The following is a 16,804-nucleotide window of genomic DNA, read 5'->3' on the forward strand; positions in this document are numbered from 1 at the left end:
ATTTCCCAAGGGGCGACGGGTTCAGGCCCATTCCGAGAGTTCGAGCCAGCGCATCGACTTTTCGTCCAGTTCGGCATCAAGCTCGGGCAGGCGCTTGGAGAGGGCCGTGATGCGCTCCACGTCGAGCGTTCCAGAGGCCAAGTCGGTGTGGATTTGCGCTTTTTCGGCTTCGAGGGCAGCGATGTCTTTTTCCAACACCTCAAACTCTTTCCGCTCCTTGAAGGTCAGTCGGCGCCGGCGGTCGCTCCCTTCGTGGATGGGTTTGCGGGTGTCGGTAGTGGGGCGGGCGTCTTTTTTCTCGCGCTCTTCCTCCTTGTCTTTGAGGGCTTGATAGTCGCGGAATTGGGAGTAGTTACCGGGGAAGTCGTCTACTTCGCCTTGTCCACGGAACACGAGCAGGTGGTCCACCACCTTGTCCATGAAGTAGCGGTCGTGACTCACCACGATGACGCAGCCTTGGAAGTCGGCCAGGTATTCCTCCAATCGCTGGAGGGTGGCGATGTCGAGGTCGTTGGTGGGCTCGTCGAGGATGAGGAAGTTGGGGGCCTGCATGAGCACCAGACAGAGCTGGAGGCGTCGGCGCTCTCCGCCGGAGAGCTTGTAGACGAGGTCTTGCTGGCGGGCCGGGGGGAAGAGGAAGTGGGTGAGAAACTGCATGGCCGTCATGCGTCGTCCGCCGCCGAGGTCGACTACTTCGGCCACGTCGCGGACCACGTCGATGACCTTTTTCTGCTGGTCGAGGGGCATTCCCTCTTGGGAGAAATAGCCGAATCGCACGGTTTCGCCCACCGCAAATCGGCCGGAGGTGGGGGGCACATGGCCGAGGAGCATTTTGATGAAGGTACTCTTTCCGGTGCCGTTGTTGCCGACGATGCCCATTTTCTCGAAGCGCGAGAAGTTGTAGTAGAAATCTTTGAGGATGACGATGCCGTCGTCGAAAGTTTTGGAGACGTATTCGGCTTCGAAGATTTTCGACCCAATGTAACTCGCCTTGACGTTGAGGCGGGCGGCGCGCTCTTCACTGCGGCGGCGGGCCTGCTGCTCCAGTTCGTAGAAGGCTTCCTTGCGTGAACGGCTTTTGTGGCCTCGAGCCTGCGGCTGTCGGCGCATCCAGTCGAGCTCTTTGCGATAGAGGTTGCGAGCTCGGTCGATGTTGGCGGCTGTGGCTGCGATACGCTCGTCGCGCTTTTCGAGGTAGTAGGCGTAGTTGCCGCGGTAGGTGTAGGCCGTTTGGTCGTCGAGTTCGACAATGGTGCCGCACACTCGGTCAAGGAAGTATCGGTCGTGGGTGACAAGGAGGAGGGCCTTGGTGTTGCGCTGCAAGTATTTCTCCAGCCACTCAATCATCTCCAGGTCGAGGTGGTTGGTGGGCTCGTCGAGGATGAGAAGGTCGGGGTTGGCGATGAGCACCGAAGCCAAGGCCACGCGCTTCTGTTGTCCGCCCGAGAGAAGGCCGATGGGTTTGTCGAGGTTGGCAATCTTGAGCTGCGTGAGGATTTGCGTGACCCGCAGTTGCACCTCCGCCCATTCTTCATCGGTGTCAAAGGTGTTGGTGTGAGCTTGCAGGTTCGTCCCCTCTTCCGAAATGAGCAGCGACGAGAGCTCCGACTGCAAGCGTGTACTCACCGCCTGTCGCACCGTCAGAGTCGGGTCGAAGTCGGGCGTCTGCTCCAACATCCCGATGCGCAGCCCCTTTTGAAAAACTATCTCCCCACTGTCTGCCCCGTCTTTGCCGGCAATCAGACTGAGGAGGGTGGACTTTCCAGCACCGTTGCGCGCAATGAGCCCCACGTGCTGCCCTTCGGCCACACTGAACGAGATGTCTTCGAAGAGCACCAAGTCGCCGATGCGCTTCGTCAAATGCTGAATATCTAAATACGGAATTGCCATTTTTATCGTTTTGTGCGGCGAAATTACAAAAAAAACAGCAGTAAATTCGTCCGTTCCAGAGATTTGTTCTAAATTTGCAACGTGAAAATCAGAAAGTAGTACGATTTTCCTCGATGAGCCTTTGACGGCATTCCAATTCCCCACTTTTTCGACTAAACCACAGAGGATACACTCCTTGCACAAAGTGTGTGCATGGGGGTATGCAACGCTAAACTTTACGTTTTTCTGATGATTTCCAATCAGTATACCAAAGAACAACTGCTCGGCAAGGACGAGAACGAACTTCGTAACATTGCTGCTGAAATGAACTTGCCCGAGCGCTCCCGCACCACAAAGGACGACTTCATCTACGACATCTTGGATGCCCAGGCCGAAGCGGCAACAGCCCCGACCTCCGCAGTCGAGACGACGCCACGTCGTCGGCGCATTGCCGTCAAGACCTCCGACCACGTCTATTCGGCCTCGACCTCGGGCGAAAGCGAGCGTTTCGAAAACAGCCGCGAAGAGCGTGCGGCCAAGCGTGCCGTGGTGGCCAAAGCCAAGGAAGCCGATGCGTTGGCCACACAGACGTTGCTCGATTTGGGAGGCCTCGTGGAGCCGCCCAAGCGCAAGCGCGGACGCCCATCAAAGGAGGACATCGCTGCTCGCCAGGCTTTCGAAGCCGCACAAGCGCTCATTGCCGGTGCACAAGCCAAAGGCGAAACAACGACAGAAAAGACTGCCACGTCCCCTGTGTCAGAAGTCGAAACACAGGTGGCGGCTACCGAGCCTTCCACTAGCTCGACCGCGGCGGCTACTCCTGAACAGCAAGAAGAACTGCCGGCTTTCATTTTGGCCCAAATGCAGCAAGCCACCACTGCCCCCGAGCCCGACACCAACGAAAGCGATACGGAAACGCCCGATCTCAAGGAGTTTGCCCAGCTCTATCGCCGGCGCAACGAGGAGCGAAAGGCTTCCTCCGAACAAGAAAGTCAGAGCCGACGCACCGAAGCGGCCGAACTTGCTGCCAAGGGAGCGGACTTCATCATTGTTAAGGATGTTCCGGCTGTGAGCACAGGTTTCGCCCCTCTCCCCGCCGCTCCCACAGCTCCAGAGAGCGACTACTCCGGTGATTCCTCCTTATCTCGCTTCCGCCGCTTCAAGGACGACATGGTGATGCAGGCGCGCCGCACCACCGAAGTGGCCAGTCTGCCGCAAGCCCCGACGGCTCAAGCCGACATTGTGCTCGAAGCCATAGGAGTGCTCGAGGTCGACTCGCAAGGGGTGGGTTTCCTCCGTACTGCCGACTATCACTATATGCCTTCACCCGATGATGTCTATGTCGCCCCTGCCCAAATCCGCAACTACATGCTCAAGACAGGCGATGTGGTCGAAGGGAAAGTGCGTGCTCCGCGTTCTGGTGAACAATACTACGTCCTACTCAGTATCGAACGCATCAACGGACTCACCCCCGAACAACTGCGCGATCGCACCACTTTTGAGCATCTCACCCCACTCTTCCCCAACGAGCAGTTCAAACTTTCCACCGGCGGAAAGACACCTCTTGCCTGCCGCATGGTCGACCTCTTTGCGCCCATCGGAAAAGGCCAGCGCGCACTCATCGTGGCCCAGCCCAAAACCGGTAAGACCATCTTGATGAAGCAGATTGCCAATGCCATTGCCGAGAACTATCCCGACACCTACCTCATGATGCTCCTCATCGACGAGCGTCCCGAGGAGGTCACCGACATGGAGCGCACGGTCAAGGCCGAGGTCGTGGCTTCCACTTTCGACGAACCGGCCTCCCGCCATGTCCGCGTGGCACAGATGGTGCTCGAAAAGGCCAAGCGCATGGTCGAATGCGGCCACGATGTGGTTATCTTCCTCGACTCTATCACCCGCCTTGCTCGGGCTTTCAACACTGTTGCCCCCACCTCTGGAAAAATACTCACCGGTGGTGTCGATGCCACCGCCCTACAACGTCCCAAACGCTTCTTCGGGGCCGCCCGCAACATCGAAAACGGCGGTTCACTCACCATCATCGCCACCGCCCTCATCGACACTGGCTCGAAGATGGACGAGGTGATTTTCGAAGAATTCAAGGGCACAGGTAACATGGAGCTGCAACTTGACCGCGGTCTGGCCAACAAGCGCCTCTTCCCTGCCATCAATCTCATCCAGAGCTCCACGCGTCGCGATGACCTTCTGCAAGACGAGACCACGCTCAACCGCATGCACATCCTCCGCAAGTTCATGGCCGACATGAGCAGCTTCGAAGCCATGGACTTCGTACACAAACGCATCGGTGACACCCTCTCCAACGAAGAGTTCCTCAGCACGATGAATGGCTAGCCCTCTTCTGCCGGACTTCTCATTTTCCAAATCACAACGCTGTTCCCCGCGTTCAAATCCACAGCGCCACCGACACGTCCTCAACAAGTCTCGGGGGCGCTGTCTTTATATGTAGTGTCCTTCTTTCGAAGGTCCATAAAAAACGAGGCTGCTCCTTTCCGCAACGATGTACTCTCACACATTGCTACCCTTTCATAAGTAAGTGTTCAAAATTAATCGTAATTATCTTAGTCGTAGGATGTTCTCTGCTTTGATATCATCTTTGTTTCACTTTCTCGCCATCTCGCCTTTGTTCATCAGTCATATAGCCCGCTACACTCCTTCTTCTCAAAAACGAGCTGACTAAAAAATTGAACAAATATAGTATCAATTAATTCTGAGCACCTACTTACTTGCAAAGAGAGTCCATATCTGCTTAAATAATGTTGTTCTTTCGGATGCCCTTTTGGATGTATCCTCCGTTTTTTGTATTTTTGCAGAGGTAAAGGCGGTTGAAGCCTTTACATTTGTATATAAAATCAGAATATCATGGCCACATACTTAGTTGAAGACGCCCGCAAAGTCACGACGCATCGCCTTTTGGAAATGAAACAACAGGGCAAAAAGATTGCCATGCTCACCGCTTACGACTACACCACAGCTTCCATTGTTGATGGGGCAGGTGTAGATTGCATCTTGGTGGGCGATAGCGCATCAAACGTGATGGCGGGCAACCTCACCACGCTGCCCATCACCTTGGATCAGATGATTTACCATGCACGCTCTGTGGTGCGTGGTGTGAAGCGAGCATTGGTGGTTTGCGACATGCCGTTTGGGACTTATCAGGTAAATCCTACCGAGGGTGTGCGCAATGCCATCCGTATCATGCAGGAGACTGGTGCTGATGCTTTAAAACTGGAAGGCGGTGTGGAAATCCTTGACACCGTGCGCACCATCCTTGAAGCCGGCATTCCCGTGATGGGACACCTTGGGCTCACTCCACAAAGTATCAACAAGTTTGGCACCTATGCGGTGAGGGCCAAAGAAGAAGCTGAGGCTCAAAAACTGCTGAGCGATGCCCAAGCCTTAGAAGAGGTGGGATGCTTCGCGGTGGTGACAGAGAAAATACCTGCGGCGTTGAATGCACAAGTTTGTCAAAGCCTGCGCATCCCCATCATCGGTATTGGCGCCGGAAGTTCAGATGGGCAGGTGTTGGTGGTCGATGATATGTTGGGCAAGAACAATGGTTTTTCTCCCAAATTTCTGCGTCGATATGCCGACCTGCACACCATCATGACCAATGCTATTGGGGCTTACGTTGCTGATGTGAAAAGCGGTGATTTCCCCAATGCTTCTGAACAGTACTAATTTCTTCAGATTTATGTTGCGTTCCGCTCCGTTGCTTTTCTTTATTTTGCTGTGTCTGCCCTTCACTGCCCTCCATGCAGAGACGGTGAATGGCGACAAGGTGAAAGCCCATCGTGCGCTTTCGCCTGCTGAGCGTGAGCGCACCAACCTGCCGGATGCGCTTCCGCAGAAATCAAAGAACACACAGGAGAGCCGGACAGCCCCTATCACTTATGCCAAGGTTTCGAAACTAAACACAAGCTTTAAGGAGGGAATCGATGTGAGCCGCTATCAAGGCGTGATTGATTGGGAGACTGTGGCGGCAGAGGGTGGAGTGAGTTACGTCTATATCAAAGCCACTGAAGGCGCTCAACTTGTCGACCCTTATTACTACACCAACATTTCCGAAGCCCGCCGTGTGGGGCTCAGCGTGGGCAGCTACCATTTCTATCGCGCTCACATCGGCATAGATGAGCAACTGGCCAACCTGACTTCTGTTGTGCGGAAGGTGGACCAGGACCTTGTGCCCATCATCGACATCGAGACCACCAATGGAGTGCCCACCGCGCAATTTGTAGCGGACTTACGGCTTTTTATCGACAAAGTTACGGCTTACTATGGGGTGAAGCCGATGCTTTATACCTATCAGAATTTCTACAACAAGCACCTTGTCGGTGAGTTTCAGGGCTATCACTGGATGATTGCCAAATACCAAGCCGAACCACCCATCCTTCGCGAGGAAGTCGACTACATCATGTGGCAATACACGCAAACGGGACGCGTCCCGGGCATTAAAGGAAAAGTAGACCGCAGTTGCCTGATGAACAACCATTCTTTGGCTTCTCTGCAGATGTAGCAGACTTGTCGTTCCCACTTACGTGCTGAGCACTCTAAGTTTCAACAACGAAATTTAGAAACTCTCTTCTACGCCATCTCTCCACAATAAGGCCGTGCCAAAGCATTTGTTTTGGCACGGCCCTTCGTTTTAGACAATAAAAAAACGCAAGACGAGAAAGTCTTACGTTGAAAAGATGTGGGCGCTGAGGGATTCGAACCCCCGACCCTCTGCTTGTAAGGCAGACGCTCTGAACCAGCTGAGCTAAGCGCCCGATAAGTAAACTATCGGCATTGAGAACAAAAAAGGGAAGAGAGTGGGCGCTGAGGGATTCGAACCCCCGACCCTCTGCTTGTAAGGCAGACGCTCTGAACCAGCTGAGCTAAGCGCCCTTTGTTCTCAACAGCGATGCAAAAGTACGAACTTTTTCCTTACGCGCCAAATCTTCCTCCTCTTTTTTCAAGGGGAGGTTTGTTTTTCTCGGGAGAAGGAGAAGATTTGTCACGTTAAGGCGGCAAAATCATTCATTGAGAGCTCCGCAATAGGGGCAGCGCCCCACCTTATGCAGGGCGTTGCCGCAAGCTCCGCAACGATATCGGGCGGCATTGTGATAGAAATGTCGTCGGAGGGCGTAAGCCCAATAGAGGAAGAGGAGCGGATAGCCGATGTAGAAGTGGACCGCCTGCGTGAAGAAGAAGTAGAGCAACAAGCAAACACCGGCCAAGGCCGACAAATAGGAAACGGCATTGACCACACCGGGCTGCTTGCGCAAATCGTCGACCACAGCGACACCGACAATGAGCATCAGCCAACAACTCATCACAAAGAGACGCACCGGCGACGACAGCGGCGCAAAGATGTTGAGCGTAGGATGAAAGTAGAACTCCTCCCAAACATCGGGTGCAAACTGCTGCAAGGCGCCATAGAGCACCGCCGAACCGCTCACCACGATGCAGAGCAACGTGGGATAGACACTCTTGATGTCGTTGAAGTGCACCATCTGAAAGCGCGTGTGGCGCAGCCGCTGGATGAAGAAGAAGAGCAAAGCCACGCCCAGGCAGCAGAGGATGACCTGCATGCGTCCGGAAGAGAAGGTGTGGATGCATCGCGAAATCACGTTGTCGGGCACCGACCGTTGGAGCAATTCACTTTCGCTCACCCAACCCAGACTTTCAGCGCTGCCGGCTACCATCACCCAAAGACTGTCGGACCGCCCGTCGGCCACACTGTCGATGTTGACCACCACCAGAGGTTCTTCTGCGCCGAGGTGGGTACTGTCTCGCAAGAAAATAGAGCCCACCCTGCCGGGTACAGCAGCCGAAAGTCGGAGCGAATCGGTGGTGACGAAGTGGTCGCCTTTCCAATAGTGGTGAGTGGTGCGAAATGCGGCAGAGTCGACCCGCGTTGTGCTCCAAGGGTCGATGACTTGGGGTTTGTCGTGGTCGCAAGCCACGCAGAAGAGCAGGAAGAGGAGGTAAAGCAAAGGTTTCATGTCGGGTCAGTCGTGGTGTACACTCATTTCACATTTTGCGCAATCGAAAGTCAGTGGGAAAGTGCGCCCATTGGGCAGTCGCAACGCAAGCGGTTCTTTCCAACGCGGTGCACGCCCCGTCTCTCGCGGACATTCGCCATGGGCATATCGGAGGCAATGGCGGCAAGTCATCAAAGTGGCTCCGGCCTGTTCTTTCAGTTCGTAGGCCGGAGCCACATGTTCCGCGCCATGCTCTTTCAAGAATTGTTCCGCCAGTTGGTTGGCCACATTGGCCGTATAGTCGAACGAACAACCCGACAAGTCAAGTTCGGGAGAAACGGGACGGCGCACATCGCGCACATGGTGCTGCAGACAAGCTTCCGTCAGCGCCGAAGTCAAATCCCGTCGCCACTCGCCGAGCTGCGAAGAGGGGATGAAGCGCTCCCCACGAAGACGAAAATCGATGGACTTCACTTCAAAAGGCGTGCCGCCAAACTTGGACAATTGCTTGGTCATGTTCTCCTGTTGGGGCGTGCGCGCCTCTGTCCTTTCGCAACGGAACTCCAGCAGCACACTCACGCCGTGTTCGGTGTCGGCAGCCAAGCGAAAACCTTCCTCCCACTCCGAGAGGGTCAGGATGATGCTCAGCGTCCGCGTGGTGGCCGAGCGATGCAACACTTTCTCAAAAACTCGGTCTTCGTTGCGAAAAAGTTCGATGCCGGGGCGCAAACCAGGGGGCACTTGCAAGGGAAACAGTTCGCCCCCTTCAGCTCGATTGATGCGAAATCCTTGCAGCCGCCCTTCGGCATCGAAGAAGCAGAGGCCGTCGCCGTTGGCAAAAGTCGCCTCGCCCTCAACCACAAACGAGCGTTTGCCCACACGCCCTACCCTACCCACGGGTGCACCAATGGCTTTGGGTGTCTGCATGGACCAAATGCCGGCGGAGCGTCCATGAAGGAAATAGTCGGTGAAGCCGCGATTGAACGACTTGTTGAGTTGCGGAATGAAGCCGATGTGGCTTTCCCCATAAGACGCGCGAACGAACTCTTGCGGACGGCGGGCAAGGATTTTATCGATGGCCTGTCGATAGTGGGCCGTCACGTTCTTCACATAACCCGCGTCCTTCAATCGCCCTTCGATTTTGAAACTCTGCACACCGGCATCCAGCATTTGCTCAATACTGTTGCTGCGGTTCATGTCTCGAAGCGAAAGGTGGTGCTTGGTCGAAATGACCCGGGCGTCGGCATCAACGAGGTCGAACGAGAGGCGGCAAAACTGCGCGCACTCTCCTCGATTGGCTGAGCGTCCGAAACAGTGCTGTGACACATAGCAGCGACCGCTGTAGCTCACGCACAACGCCCCGTGTACAAAGCCTTCGATGGGGAGTGTGGTGGCCTCGCGGATGGCCCGAATTTGGTCGAGCGAAAGTTCGCGGGCCACCACAATTTGCGAGAATCCGGCCGCTTCGAGGAAGCGTGCTTTTTCGGGCGTGCAGTTGTCCATCTGTGTTGAAGCGTGGAGCGCAATGGGCGGTAGGTCGAGCTTCAACAGGGCCAAATCTTGGACGATGAGAGCATCGACACCCGCCTCATAGAGCCGATGGATGAGGCGCTCCACTTCCGGCAGTTCGTGGTTGTAGAGGATGGTATTGAGCGTCACGTAGACGCGGACACCAAAGATGTGGGCATAGCGACACAACGATGCGATGTCTTCGACGCTGTTGCCGGCAGCCGCTCTGGCGCCAAAGGAAGGACCACCGATATAGACGGCATCAGCACCGTTGTTGATGGCTTCGCGGGCTATATCGAGATTTTTGGCCGGGCAGAGGAGTTCTATGGGAGTCATGGCGAGGGGGAGAGTAAGCGTTCTAAATGGTTGTCGATGTTGGGGGTGGGAGGCGGTATTGGCAAAGGGAGATGCGGTCGGTGAACCAAACTCAGCCATGTCCCTTTCAAAGTTGGCTGTCTTTGAGAAAAAGTCAACCGGATGGGAGCAATTCTATAAACCAAACTTTGGTTTATATAAACCAAGCTTTGAATTACATAAACCAAACCTTGAATTATATAAACCAAACCTTGGTTTATAGATTATCTCTGAAGAAACCAACTTTTTCAGCTACCGAACTCACTTTGGGAGAAGGACGGAGGCTTTTCGGAAATGCAGCAGGAGCACCTATTGATGAGCAAGTAATACAGAGAAAGAAGTGGCTTAACGAACGTTTTAGCAGACCTAAAACTCACTCGTCCAGAGAGGCCTTGGCCTGCTTCAAAAGGTTGTAAGCCCGAAAAATGCCCAGTTCGCCGGCTTTGCTGAGGTCGGGGATGGCTTTCAGGTTTTCTTGTTTGAGGAGGTAGACCACGGCGCGATTGTAATAGGCTTCGGGCATCTGCGGGTCGAGCTTCAAGGCTTCATCGAAGGCCGAAAGAGCCCGTTCCTGCTCGCCCATTTGCACCCACACGCAGCCCTTGTTGTAATGCAAGTAGGCGGCCTCTGGTTGCAGTTTCAGAGCGGTGTCGAGCAGGTCGAGCGCGGCTTGTGGTGTGGTGGATTCTCGTGCTTGCTGAGCGAGCCAAAGCGCCTTACCTTCGCTCTCCTTGACGTTGAGGAGATGGCTCAACTCCCGTGCCGACAGGGGGAGAGTCTCGTTGGACGCCACGATGTAGTGTCGGGCTTTGAGTTGCAAAGAGAGCGGTGTGAAGATTTCGCCACGATAGCCCTGGTCCGTCACATCGCGCACCACGCTGAACATGGGCAGAAACACGCGCTCGGTCTTGCGGTTTTGCACCTTTCCGGCAAATTCGCTCATGTAGGTACGCGAGGGTTCTTCGTTGTCCTCTATCAGCTGCTGATATTGCTCCAGAGCGTGTTCCGAGCGCTTCCGCACCTTTTTGAGGGGGGGCTTCTTTTGCTGGGCAAAAAGGACGTCCAATTCCGAACGTTGCAGCCGAGTCTCGTCGGCCAAAGCGCCTTTCGTGTTGCCCAGGTGGCGACGACAGCGTGCCCGTGCGGCATAGCCGTAGAGGAAGTTGGGATAGGTGCGCAGCAGGCGGGAGTAGTCGGCTTCGGCCTTTCTGAAGTCGCCCACCCGCTCGTGGAGTTGCGCGCGGTTGTAGACGGCCAGCGTGTTGTCCGGCTCTTTGGCAATGACAAAGTCGAAGTCCTCGATGGCGCGATTGTCATCGCCCACAAAGGAGCGCAGCAGTCCTCGATTGTAGTGGGCTACGAAATGTTCGGGGATGAGGCGGAGGGTCTCGTCATAGTCGGCCAAGGCCAAGCCGTACTTGTTGAGCGCGTGGCGCGCTTGTGCCCGCAAGAGGTAGTGGTCTGCCACACGTGTCTGATACTTGATGGCTTGCGTGAGAAAAGAGTCGGCCAAGGTGGCTTCGTTCTTAGAGAGGGCATATCGGCCTTTGAAAGCCCACGCTTGGGCATCGCGTGCATTGAGCACGAGCAAGGAGTCAATGTTGCGGAGAGCAGCAGTGGTGTCTTTGAGCGCCAAGTGAGCTTGTGCAGCCAACAGATAGCCACCGGAAAAGGCCGGCCACTTATGGACGAGGGTTTTCGCCTCTGCCAAGGCGGCAGAATGATCTTTCAGTTCCATGTAGCAAAGCGTACGATTGTAGCGCACCCCTTGATTGTCGGGCTCTTCGAGAAGGGAATGGGTGTAGTCCTCCACGGCCTCGCGGAGCTTCTTATTGTGGATGCGACAAAGGCCGCGCAACTGATAAAACTCGTTTTTGAAAGGATTGCAATCGATGGCTTTGTCCAAATCACGCTCGGCACCGCCATAGTCTTCCAGCGAAAACTTGGCCACAGCTCTAAGATAGTAGGCATCGGCCGAGGTGGGACGGGCTTCCAGCACGCGGTTGAAATAGTTGAGCGCGGTGACATAGTCGTCGTAATACAAGGCACTCCGCCCCATCCTCATCACATTCTCAATATCCGTTTGCGCTCTACTTGCCAAAGCAAATAGAGCGCAGAAAATCAAAAGGACAGCGTGCTGCACGCATCCTCGTAATGGAAAAGAAGTCGAAGTGCACATGTGTCTAAGCCTTAGTTTTCACCTTGTAGTCACAGCTGAAGCGGCCACTCAACAAGGCCGAAAGTTTCTTCTTGATGAGTTGCTTGCGGAGCGGAGAGATGCGGTCGGTGAAGACTTTGCCTTCGAGATGGTCAATCTCGTGCTGGAGAACGCGCGCCAAGAAGCCATCAACCCACTCGTCGTGAGCCACGAAGTTGCGGTCCATCCACTGTACGCGCACACGGGTGGGGCGACGCACCGACTCGTGAAGCCCGGGGAGCGAAAGACAGCCTTCTTCCATCAGTTTCGTTTCGCTCTCATCGACTTCCACAATGTGGGCGTTGATGTAGGCTTCATTGAAGTCCTTGTATTCGGGATAGTCTTCCGAGAGGGAGTCCAAACCAACGACGAGGAGACGGATGGGAAGTCCGATTTGAGGGGCAGCCAGCCCTACTCCATCGCTGTTGACCATGGTCTCAAACATGTTGTCGATGAGTTCGTCTAAGTTGGGGTAGTCGGCCGAGATGTCTTGCGCCACTTCGCGCAGCACTTTCTGACCGTAAGTATAGATGGGGAGTATCATTGTTGTAGGAGTTGATTGTAGAATTAAAAACTATGTATGCGTCGGCTTTCCATGTAGCCTTGCAGGATGATGGTGGCAGCAATCTCATCGACCAAGGCCTTGTCTCGACGACGCTTTCGCCCGATGCCGCTGTCGAGCATCGTCTGGTGAGCCAAAACGGAGGTGAAGCGCTCGTCGTAAAATTCAATCGGGATATTGGGAAAGGCCTTTGCCAACTGCCCGGCAAAGCTCCTGACGCGGGCTTGATTTTCGGAGGGTCGGCCATTAGGTTGAATCGGGAGTCCCAAGATGAAGCGCTCCACCTGCTCATGCGAGAGATAGTCCTGCAAAAACGGCAACAAGGTTTTCGTTTCTACGGTGGTCAGTCCGTTGGCAATCAGCTGCAAGGAGTCGCTCACAGCAATTCCCGTCCGCTTTTTTCCATAGTCGATGGCAAGCAGTCTCATGATTTTCTGGGTGATTCAGGAGGAGGAAGGTATGAAGAGGCAAAAGCCGGCACAAGTGAAGACTCGTGCTGGCTTTTACAAAAATGCGTTTAGGACTTTCCGTAGTCTATGCCGTAGCCGTAGCGATAGCCGTATCTGTAGCCATAGCGATGGTGTCCGTAGCTTTTGTAAGTGTCAAGCGTACCGTTCAGCACCGTGACCATGTTGGGGTATCGGTTGCTGCGGTAGAAGTCGTTGATTTCCGGCAGCATGGAACGTTCAAGGAGGTGAGCACGAACCACGAACAGCGTCAAGTCGGCATGGCGGCTGATGATAGCAGCATCGGCAACAATTTCCACCGGCGGACAGTCGAGGAAGATGTAGTCGTAACGCTCTTTCAGTTCAGTAAAGAGTTGGTCCATACGCTCGGCATAAAGCAACTCCGTGGGATTAGGCGGCATGATGCCCACCGGAATGACATCCAAATCGGTATCTCGATATTTGCAAACAATCTCATCGAGCGTGCCTTGTCCATTGAGGTAATTGGCAATACCATATTTCGGACGTCCGACAAAGAGCGAAGTTGCGGCCTTACGGAGGTCAAGGTCGACGACAACGGTTTTCTTGTTCTTAATGACCATACTCATGGCCAAGTTCATTGTAACAAACGTCTTTCCTGAATTTGGGTTGGCTGAAACGACCATCGTAACGGCCCCTTTGCCAAACTTATTGGTGCAGAACTCAAAGTTGGAACGTAGCACGCGGAAAGCCTCGTTGATGATATTGGCATTTTGAGGTTTTACTACCACTTCGTTCTTATCCAAACGTTGCGGCAACTTCTTCAAGCCCAACTTAACCAACAGCTTCGAAGTCCAACTTTCCACGGAGGCGTCCATGTGAGGAATTTCACCGATGTGCGGAATGTCAAGGTTCTCCATATCTCGGCGTCCTCGAACGCGAGTGTCAAGCATCTCACGCAGATAGAAGATGCCAAAAGGAAGGGCAAGAGCCAAACCCAAAGCAATCAACAGAATGTTGCGCTTGACCGGTGAAATAGGCTTATTGCTCCCCATAGGCGGTGTGATGATACGGGTATTATAAGCCGTAAAAGCAATCGAAAGCTCATTCTCTTCACGCTTTTGGAGCAAGAAGATATAGAGCGACTCTTTGACTTTCTGCTCGCGACTGATGGATTGTAGATAAGACGCCTGATTGGGGGCTTGTGCCATTTTAGAAGTTAAAGTCCCCTCTTGAGAGGTCAAACTTTTGACTTGGTTTTGCAGCGTGAGCAACCAGTTGTTGATTGAAACGCCGATAACTTGACGCTGTTTCGAAATTCTGTCTTCTAAATCTGCAATCAGTGGGCTGCTTGTCGAACTATTCATCACCAATCGATTACGCTGCAAAACGTTGCTATTATAGTCCCCAATCATAGACTCAATAGCCGTAGAATTGATTCCAGAATTAACCGGCAGCAAGTCGTACTTCTTTTTATCATTGGAAATGAGTTGACTCACATAGCGCGTCATATAGATTTGATTGTTCAAATCCATCATTTTATCGGTATTCTCCTCCGTCTTTTTTATGTAAAGCTTCGAGGCTTCATCAGTATCAGAAAGGAGATTGGCACTCTTATAGGAAGATATGTTCTTATCTACATTTCCAAGCTCGTTCTCAATAACTTGTAGACGCTCATTGATGAACTTCGAGGTATTTACTGCAATTTGATTTTTGTCAGCAAGCCAAGCCTCATTATAGGCATCTATAAGCATTCTCAACACATCTTCTGCGCGCTCTTGAGAGACATCGTTGAAGGACATGTTGAGTATTTCAGCTCCTTTATCTGCTAAGGTAATCTCCACATTATTGTAATGTTCAATGGCTTTACGCATGGTAGTACGTAGCACGTGGATAGGCTGATGCTCGACCACATCAAAGTGGTTGGTGGGAGTGACACGAACGCGACCGACAGGAGTGTTGACAATCTGCCCAAAATGCCCTTTAACCACTTGAGTCTTTTCGATTTTACGATCCAAGTTGGTTACAAAGTTCGTGAGCTCAAAGTGCCCATCACGCTCATAGGTAATGTCCAACATGGCACTACGCTCATCGCTCAGCGAAAGAAATTGCACCTGTATGGGGAGTGTTTTTCCGTAGAGCGTCTCATCGTGAAAGAAGCCACTCACAGAATAGTTTACATCCAACTTTAGGCGACGTACAACATTTTCTGTCAATGCAGGTGATTGGAAAGCCAGCATTTCATTGTTGACATTGGAAGCCTTCCCCACCCCTATCTGGGCGAGTTGTTGATCTATTGATGTATTCTTACTACTTTGATTGTCTTTAATAAGGACAGAAGCATAGCGATTGTATACGGGAGGCGTACGCAAAATCATATACATGCCTAGTCCTAAAAACAACAGGACAGAGACTACAAACCAATACCATCTATCCAAGCACAAGTAGAGAACATCAACGATGTCAACACCATTTTTTGTTTCTTGTGAGGGAGTAATGTTATCTTTATCTTCCATGATAAGCGTTTCTTTTTACCTTTATTTTTTGAACACATTGATGAGCAGGACAGCTACAGACACCAAGACAGAGGTCATAGACAAGTAGATGCCGGGATTTTGCCAAGAATTGCTCCAAGGCGTACTTTCTCTTTGACGCGTCTTATTGGGTTGCACATAGACGATGTCATCTTGCTTAAGTTGATAGACCGGAGAAGAGTAAACGTTTTTGGCACTCGACAAGTCTACACGATAAGGCTTCTGCACTCCATTCTCTTTACGCAGCACCAACACATTTTGACGTTCCCCCATGATGGTCAAATCACCACTCATACTAATTGCTTCGAGAATAGTTAAGTTGTCCTTGGTGATATTGATACGTCCGGGTTTATTGACCTCACCCAAGACATTGACATAATGATTAAGGACTTCGACAGTGACCATTGCATCGTTGAGTAGTTTTTGCTTGATGAGGATATCCTTTATCTGCTCCTCTACTTCTTCACGGCTCAGCCCTGCTACACGAATTTTACCAACAACAGGAAAGTCTATATCGCCTTTTGTGTCAACTTGATAGGGCATTGAGGTTTGCGTGGCTGCATGTCCGGTGACTCCGATATAACTTGATTGGAGCGGTAAATTAAACTGAGCGGCTTGTTCGGGCGTGAGTGCACTACTCACAACGATATTGAGTTTATCCCCAGGTTCTAAACGAAGTACCTCTGGGTTTACCTTCAAAATAGGGGTTTCACCAGTTTCTGCAAGATCTTGAAAATACGGAACTTTTTGGTAAGAATCGCAAGCACTCCACATAAAGAGAGAGAGCCCGAGTGCGAATAAAGAGTGTAGTCGCATATGGTATTCTGAAAAATATTCACTAGAAGATAATAGTATTCTGCAAATGTAATCGCAAAAGTTGGTTCTGCAAAGGATTTGTTAAACTTTTTGGAAGAGTTGGGCCTAATGTGTGCACTTTCTTACTCTCATGTGTGCATTTTGGGTACTTTCATTGAAACCTCTACTTTTCGCTTAGTGAAGAGGTTGTGCGTATTTCCTTCCATTCTCGTGTATAATGTCGCACAAGAATAGTTGTATCCACCTCATCGTAGGTTTGCGTGATTTGCATGGTTGAATCCGGGAGCAGAGAAAGTTTCCAATAGATGCCCTCTGCGAGCTGCACGTCAAGATGTTGTGGGGTTTTGCTAAGTAATGTGCTCACTCCTCCCAAGCGATTTACCACCTCTGCTTTCTGCCCTGCATCAAACAGGTCTATCATATCCATACGTGTATTCGTGGGGAGCAAAGGAAGCAAATTAAGCGGAATGGCAAAAAAGACCGTCTCGATAGTCCATTTAGTGCTTAAAAGTGGCATTTGTAAAAAAGTATTATGGATGCAATTCAAGTCTCGA

At 52.4% G+C, this 16,804-nt stretch carries 12 protein-coding genes and 2 tRNA genes; 3 read left to right on the top strand and 11 right to left on the bottom strand.

The features are described 5' to 3' along the window. Positions 1-21: 21 nt before the first annotated feature. The gene (locus H8527_RS07455) at positions 22-1,890 is read right to left on the bottom strand and encodes an ABC-F family ATP-binding cassette domain-containing protein (protein ID WP_187546994.1); all 1,869 of its coding nucleotides are present in this window, start codon (positions 1,888-1,890) and stop codon (positions 22-24) included. Between the two features lie 228 nt (positions 1,891-2,118). Between H8527_RS07455 and rho the strand changes: the two genes are divergently transcribed. The 3 genes from rho to H8527_RS07470 all read left to right on the top strand — a co-directional run bounded on the left by rho (position 2,119) and on the right by H8527_RS07470 (position 6,403). After that, the gene (gene rho / locus H8527_RS07460) at positions 2,119-4,221 is read left to right on the top strand and encodes a transcription termination factor Rho (RefSeq protein WP_187546995.1); all 2,103 of its coding nucleotides are present in this window, start codon (positions 2,119-2,121) and stop codon (positions 4,219-4,221) included. Positions 4,222-4,749: 528 nt separating this feature from the next. Then, the gene (gene panB / locus H8527_RS07465; protein WP_187546997.1) at positions 4,750-5,568 is read left to right on the top strand and encodes a 3-methyl-2-oxobutanoate hydroxymethyltransferase; all 819 of its coding nucleotides are present in this window, start codon (positions 4,750-4,752) and stop codon (positions 5,566-5,568) included. 13 nt (positions 5,569-5,581) lie between these two features. Further along, positions 5,582-6,403 carry a glycoside hydrolase family 25 protein gene (locus tag H8527_RS07470; protein WP_187546998.1) on the top strand — a complete coding sequence of 274 codons (822 nt, stop codon included), beginning with the start codon at positions 5,582-5,584 and terminating at the stop codon, positions 6,401-6,403. A gap of 178 nt (positions 6,404-6,581) precedes the next feature. On the opposite strand, the gene H8527_RS07475 is transcribed toward H8527_RS07470, so the two are convergent. The 10 genes from H8527_RS07475 to H8527_RS07520 form a co-directional block, all read right to left on the bottom strand. After that, a tRNA-Val gene (locus H8527_RS07475) sits at positions 6,582-6,656 on the bottom strand. Between the two features lie 43 nt (positions 6,657-6,699). Next, positions 6,700-6,774 (bottom strand) — tRNA-Val (locus tag H8527_RS07480). 128 nt (positions 6,775-6,902) lie between these two features. Next, entirely contained in the window at positions 6,903-7,874 is a 972-nt protein-coding gene (locus H8527_RS07485) for a zinc ribbon domain-containing protein (RefSeq protein WP_187547000.1), read from the bottom strand. A 6-nt stretch (positions 7,875-7,880) separates the two neighbouring features. After that, positions 7,881-9,698 carry a U32 family peptidase gene (locus H8527_RS07490; protein ID WP_187547002.1) on the bottom strand — a complete coding sequence of 606 codons (1,818 nt, stop codon included), beginning with the start codon at positions 9,696-9,698 and terminating at the stop codon, positions 7,881-7,883. Between the two features lie 391 nt (positions 9,699-10,089). After that, a complete protein-coding gene (locus H8527_RS07495; RefSeq protein WP_187547004.1) occupies positions 10,090-11,817 on the bottom strand; it encodes a tetratricopeptide repeat protein in 1,728 nt (575 codons plus the stop codon). An 82-nt stretch (positions 11,818-11,899) separates the two neighbouring features. Beyond that, complete coding sequence (gene def, locus H8527_RS07500) at positions 11,900-12,457, bottom strand: peptide deformylase (RefSeq protein ID WP_187547005.1); 558 nt, start codon at positions 12,455-12,457, stop codon at positions 11,900-11,902. Between the two features lie 23 nt (positions 12,458-12,480). Next, entirely contained in the window at positions 12,481-12,903 is a 423-nt protein-coding gene (gene ruvX / locus H8527_RS07505; protein WP_187547007.1) for a Holliday junction resolvase RuvX, read from the bottom strand. An 89-nt stretch (positions 12,904-12,992) separates the two neighbouring features. Next, positions 12,993-15,086 (bottom strand): exopolysaccharide transport family protein, encoded by a 2,094-nt coding sequence (locus H8527_RS07510; protein ID WP_222935134.1) that lies wholly within the window; start codon positions 15,084-15,086, stop codon positions 12,993-12,995. Positions 15,087-15,437: 351 nt separating this feature from the next. After that, positions 15,438-16,250 carry a polysaccharide biosynthesis/export family protein gene (locus H8527_RS07515; RefSeq protein WP_187547011.1) on the bottom strand — a complete coding sequence of 271 codons (813 nt, stop codon included), beginning with the start codon at positions 16,248-16,250 and terminating at the stop codon, positions 15,438-15,440. A 163-nt stretch (positions 16,251-16,413) separates the two neighbouring features. Next, positions 16,414-16,767, bottom strand: coding sequence for a DUF3256 family protein (locus tag H8527_RS07520; RefSeq protein WP_187547013.1), 354 nt, complete (start codon positions 16,765-16,767; stop codon positions 16,414-16,416). Positions 16,768-16,804: the final 37 nt, after the last annotated feature.

This window comes from Alloprevotella sp. Lung230, from assembly GCF_014385435.1.
In the GTDB taxonomy this organism is placed as follows: domain Bacteria; phylum Bacteroidota; class Bacteroidia; order Bacteroidales; family Bacteroidaceae; genus Alloprevotella.

Bases quoted from the DNA above. Each gene is read 5' to 3' on its own strand.
- H8527_RS07455 (WP_187546994.1), bottom strand. From the start codon at position 1,890: ATGGCAATTCCGTATTTAGATATTCAGCATTTGACGAAGCGCATCGGC.
- H8527_RS07515 (WP_187547011.1), bottom strand. From the start codon at position 16,250: ATGCGACTACACTCTTTATTCGCACTCGGGCTCTCTCTCTTTATGTGG.
- rho (WP_187546995.1), top strand. From the start codon at position 2,119: ATGATTTCCAATCAGTATACCAAAGAACAACTGCTCGGCAAGGACGAG.
- ruvX (WP_187547007.1), bottom strand. From the start codon at position 12,903: ATGAGACTGCTTGCCATCGACTATGGAAAAAAGCGGACGGGAATTGCT.
- H8527_RS07490 (WP_187547002.1), bottom strand. From the start codon at position 9,698: ATGACTCCCATAGAACTCCTCTGCCCGGCCAAAAATCTCGATATAGCC.
- def (WP_187547005.1), bottom strand. From the start codon at position 12,457: ATGATACTCCCCATCTATACTTACGGTCAGAAAGTGCTGCGCGAAGTG.
- H8527_RS07485 (WP_187547000.1), bottom strand. From the start codon at position 7,874: ATGAAACCTTTGCTTTACCTCCTCTTCCTGCTCTTCTGCGTGGCTTGC.
- H8527_RS07520 (WP_187547013.1), bottom strand. From the start codon at position 16,767: ATGCCACTTTTAAGCACTAAATGGACTATCGAGACGGTCTTTTTTGCC.
- panB (WP_187546997.1), top strand. From the start codon at position 4,750: ATGGCCACATACTTAGTTGAAGACGCCCGCAAAGTCACGACGCATCGC.
- H8527_RS07470 (WP_187546998.1), top strand. From the start codon at position 5,582: ATGTTGCGTTCCGCTCCGTTGCTTTTCTTTATTTTGCTGTGTCTGCCC.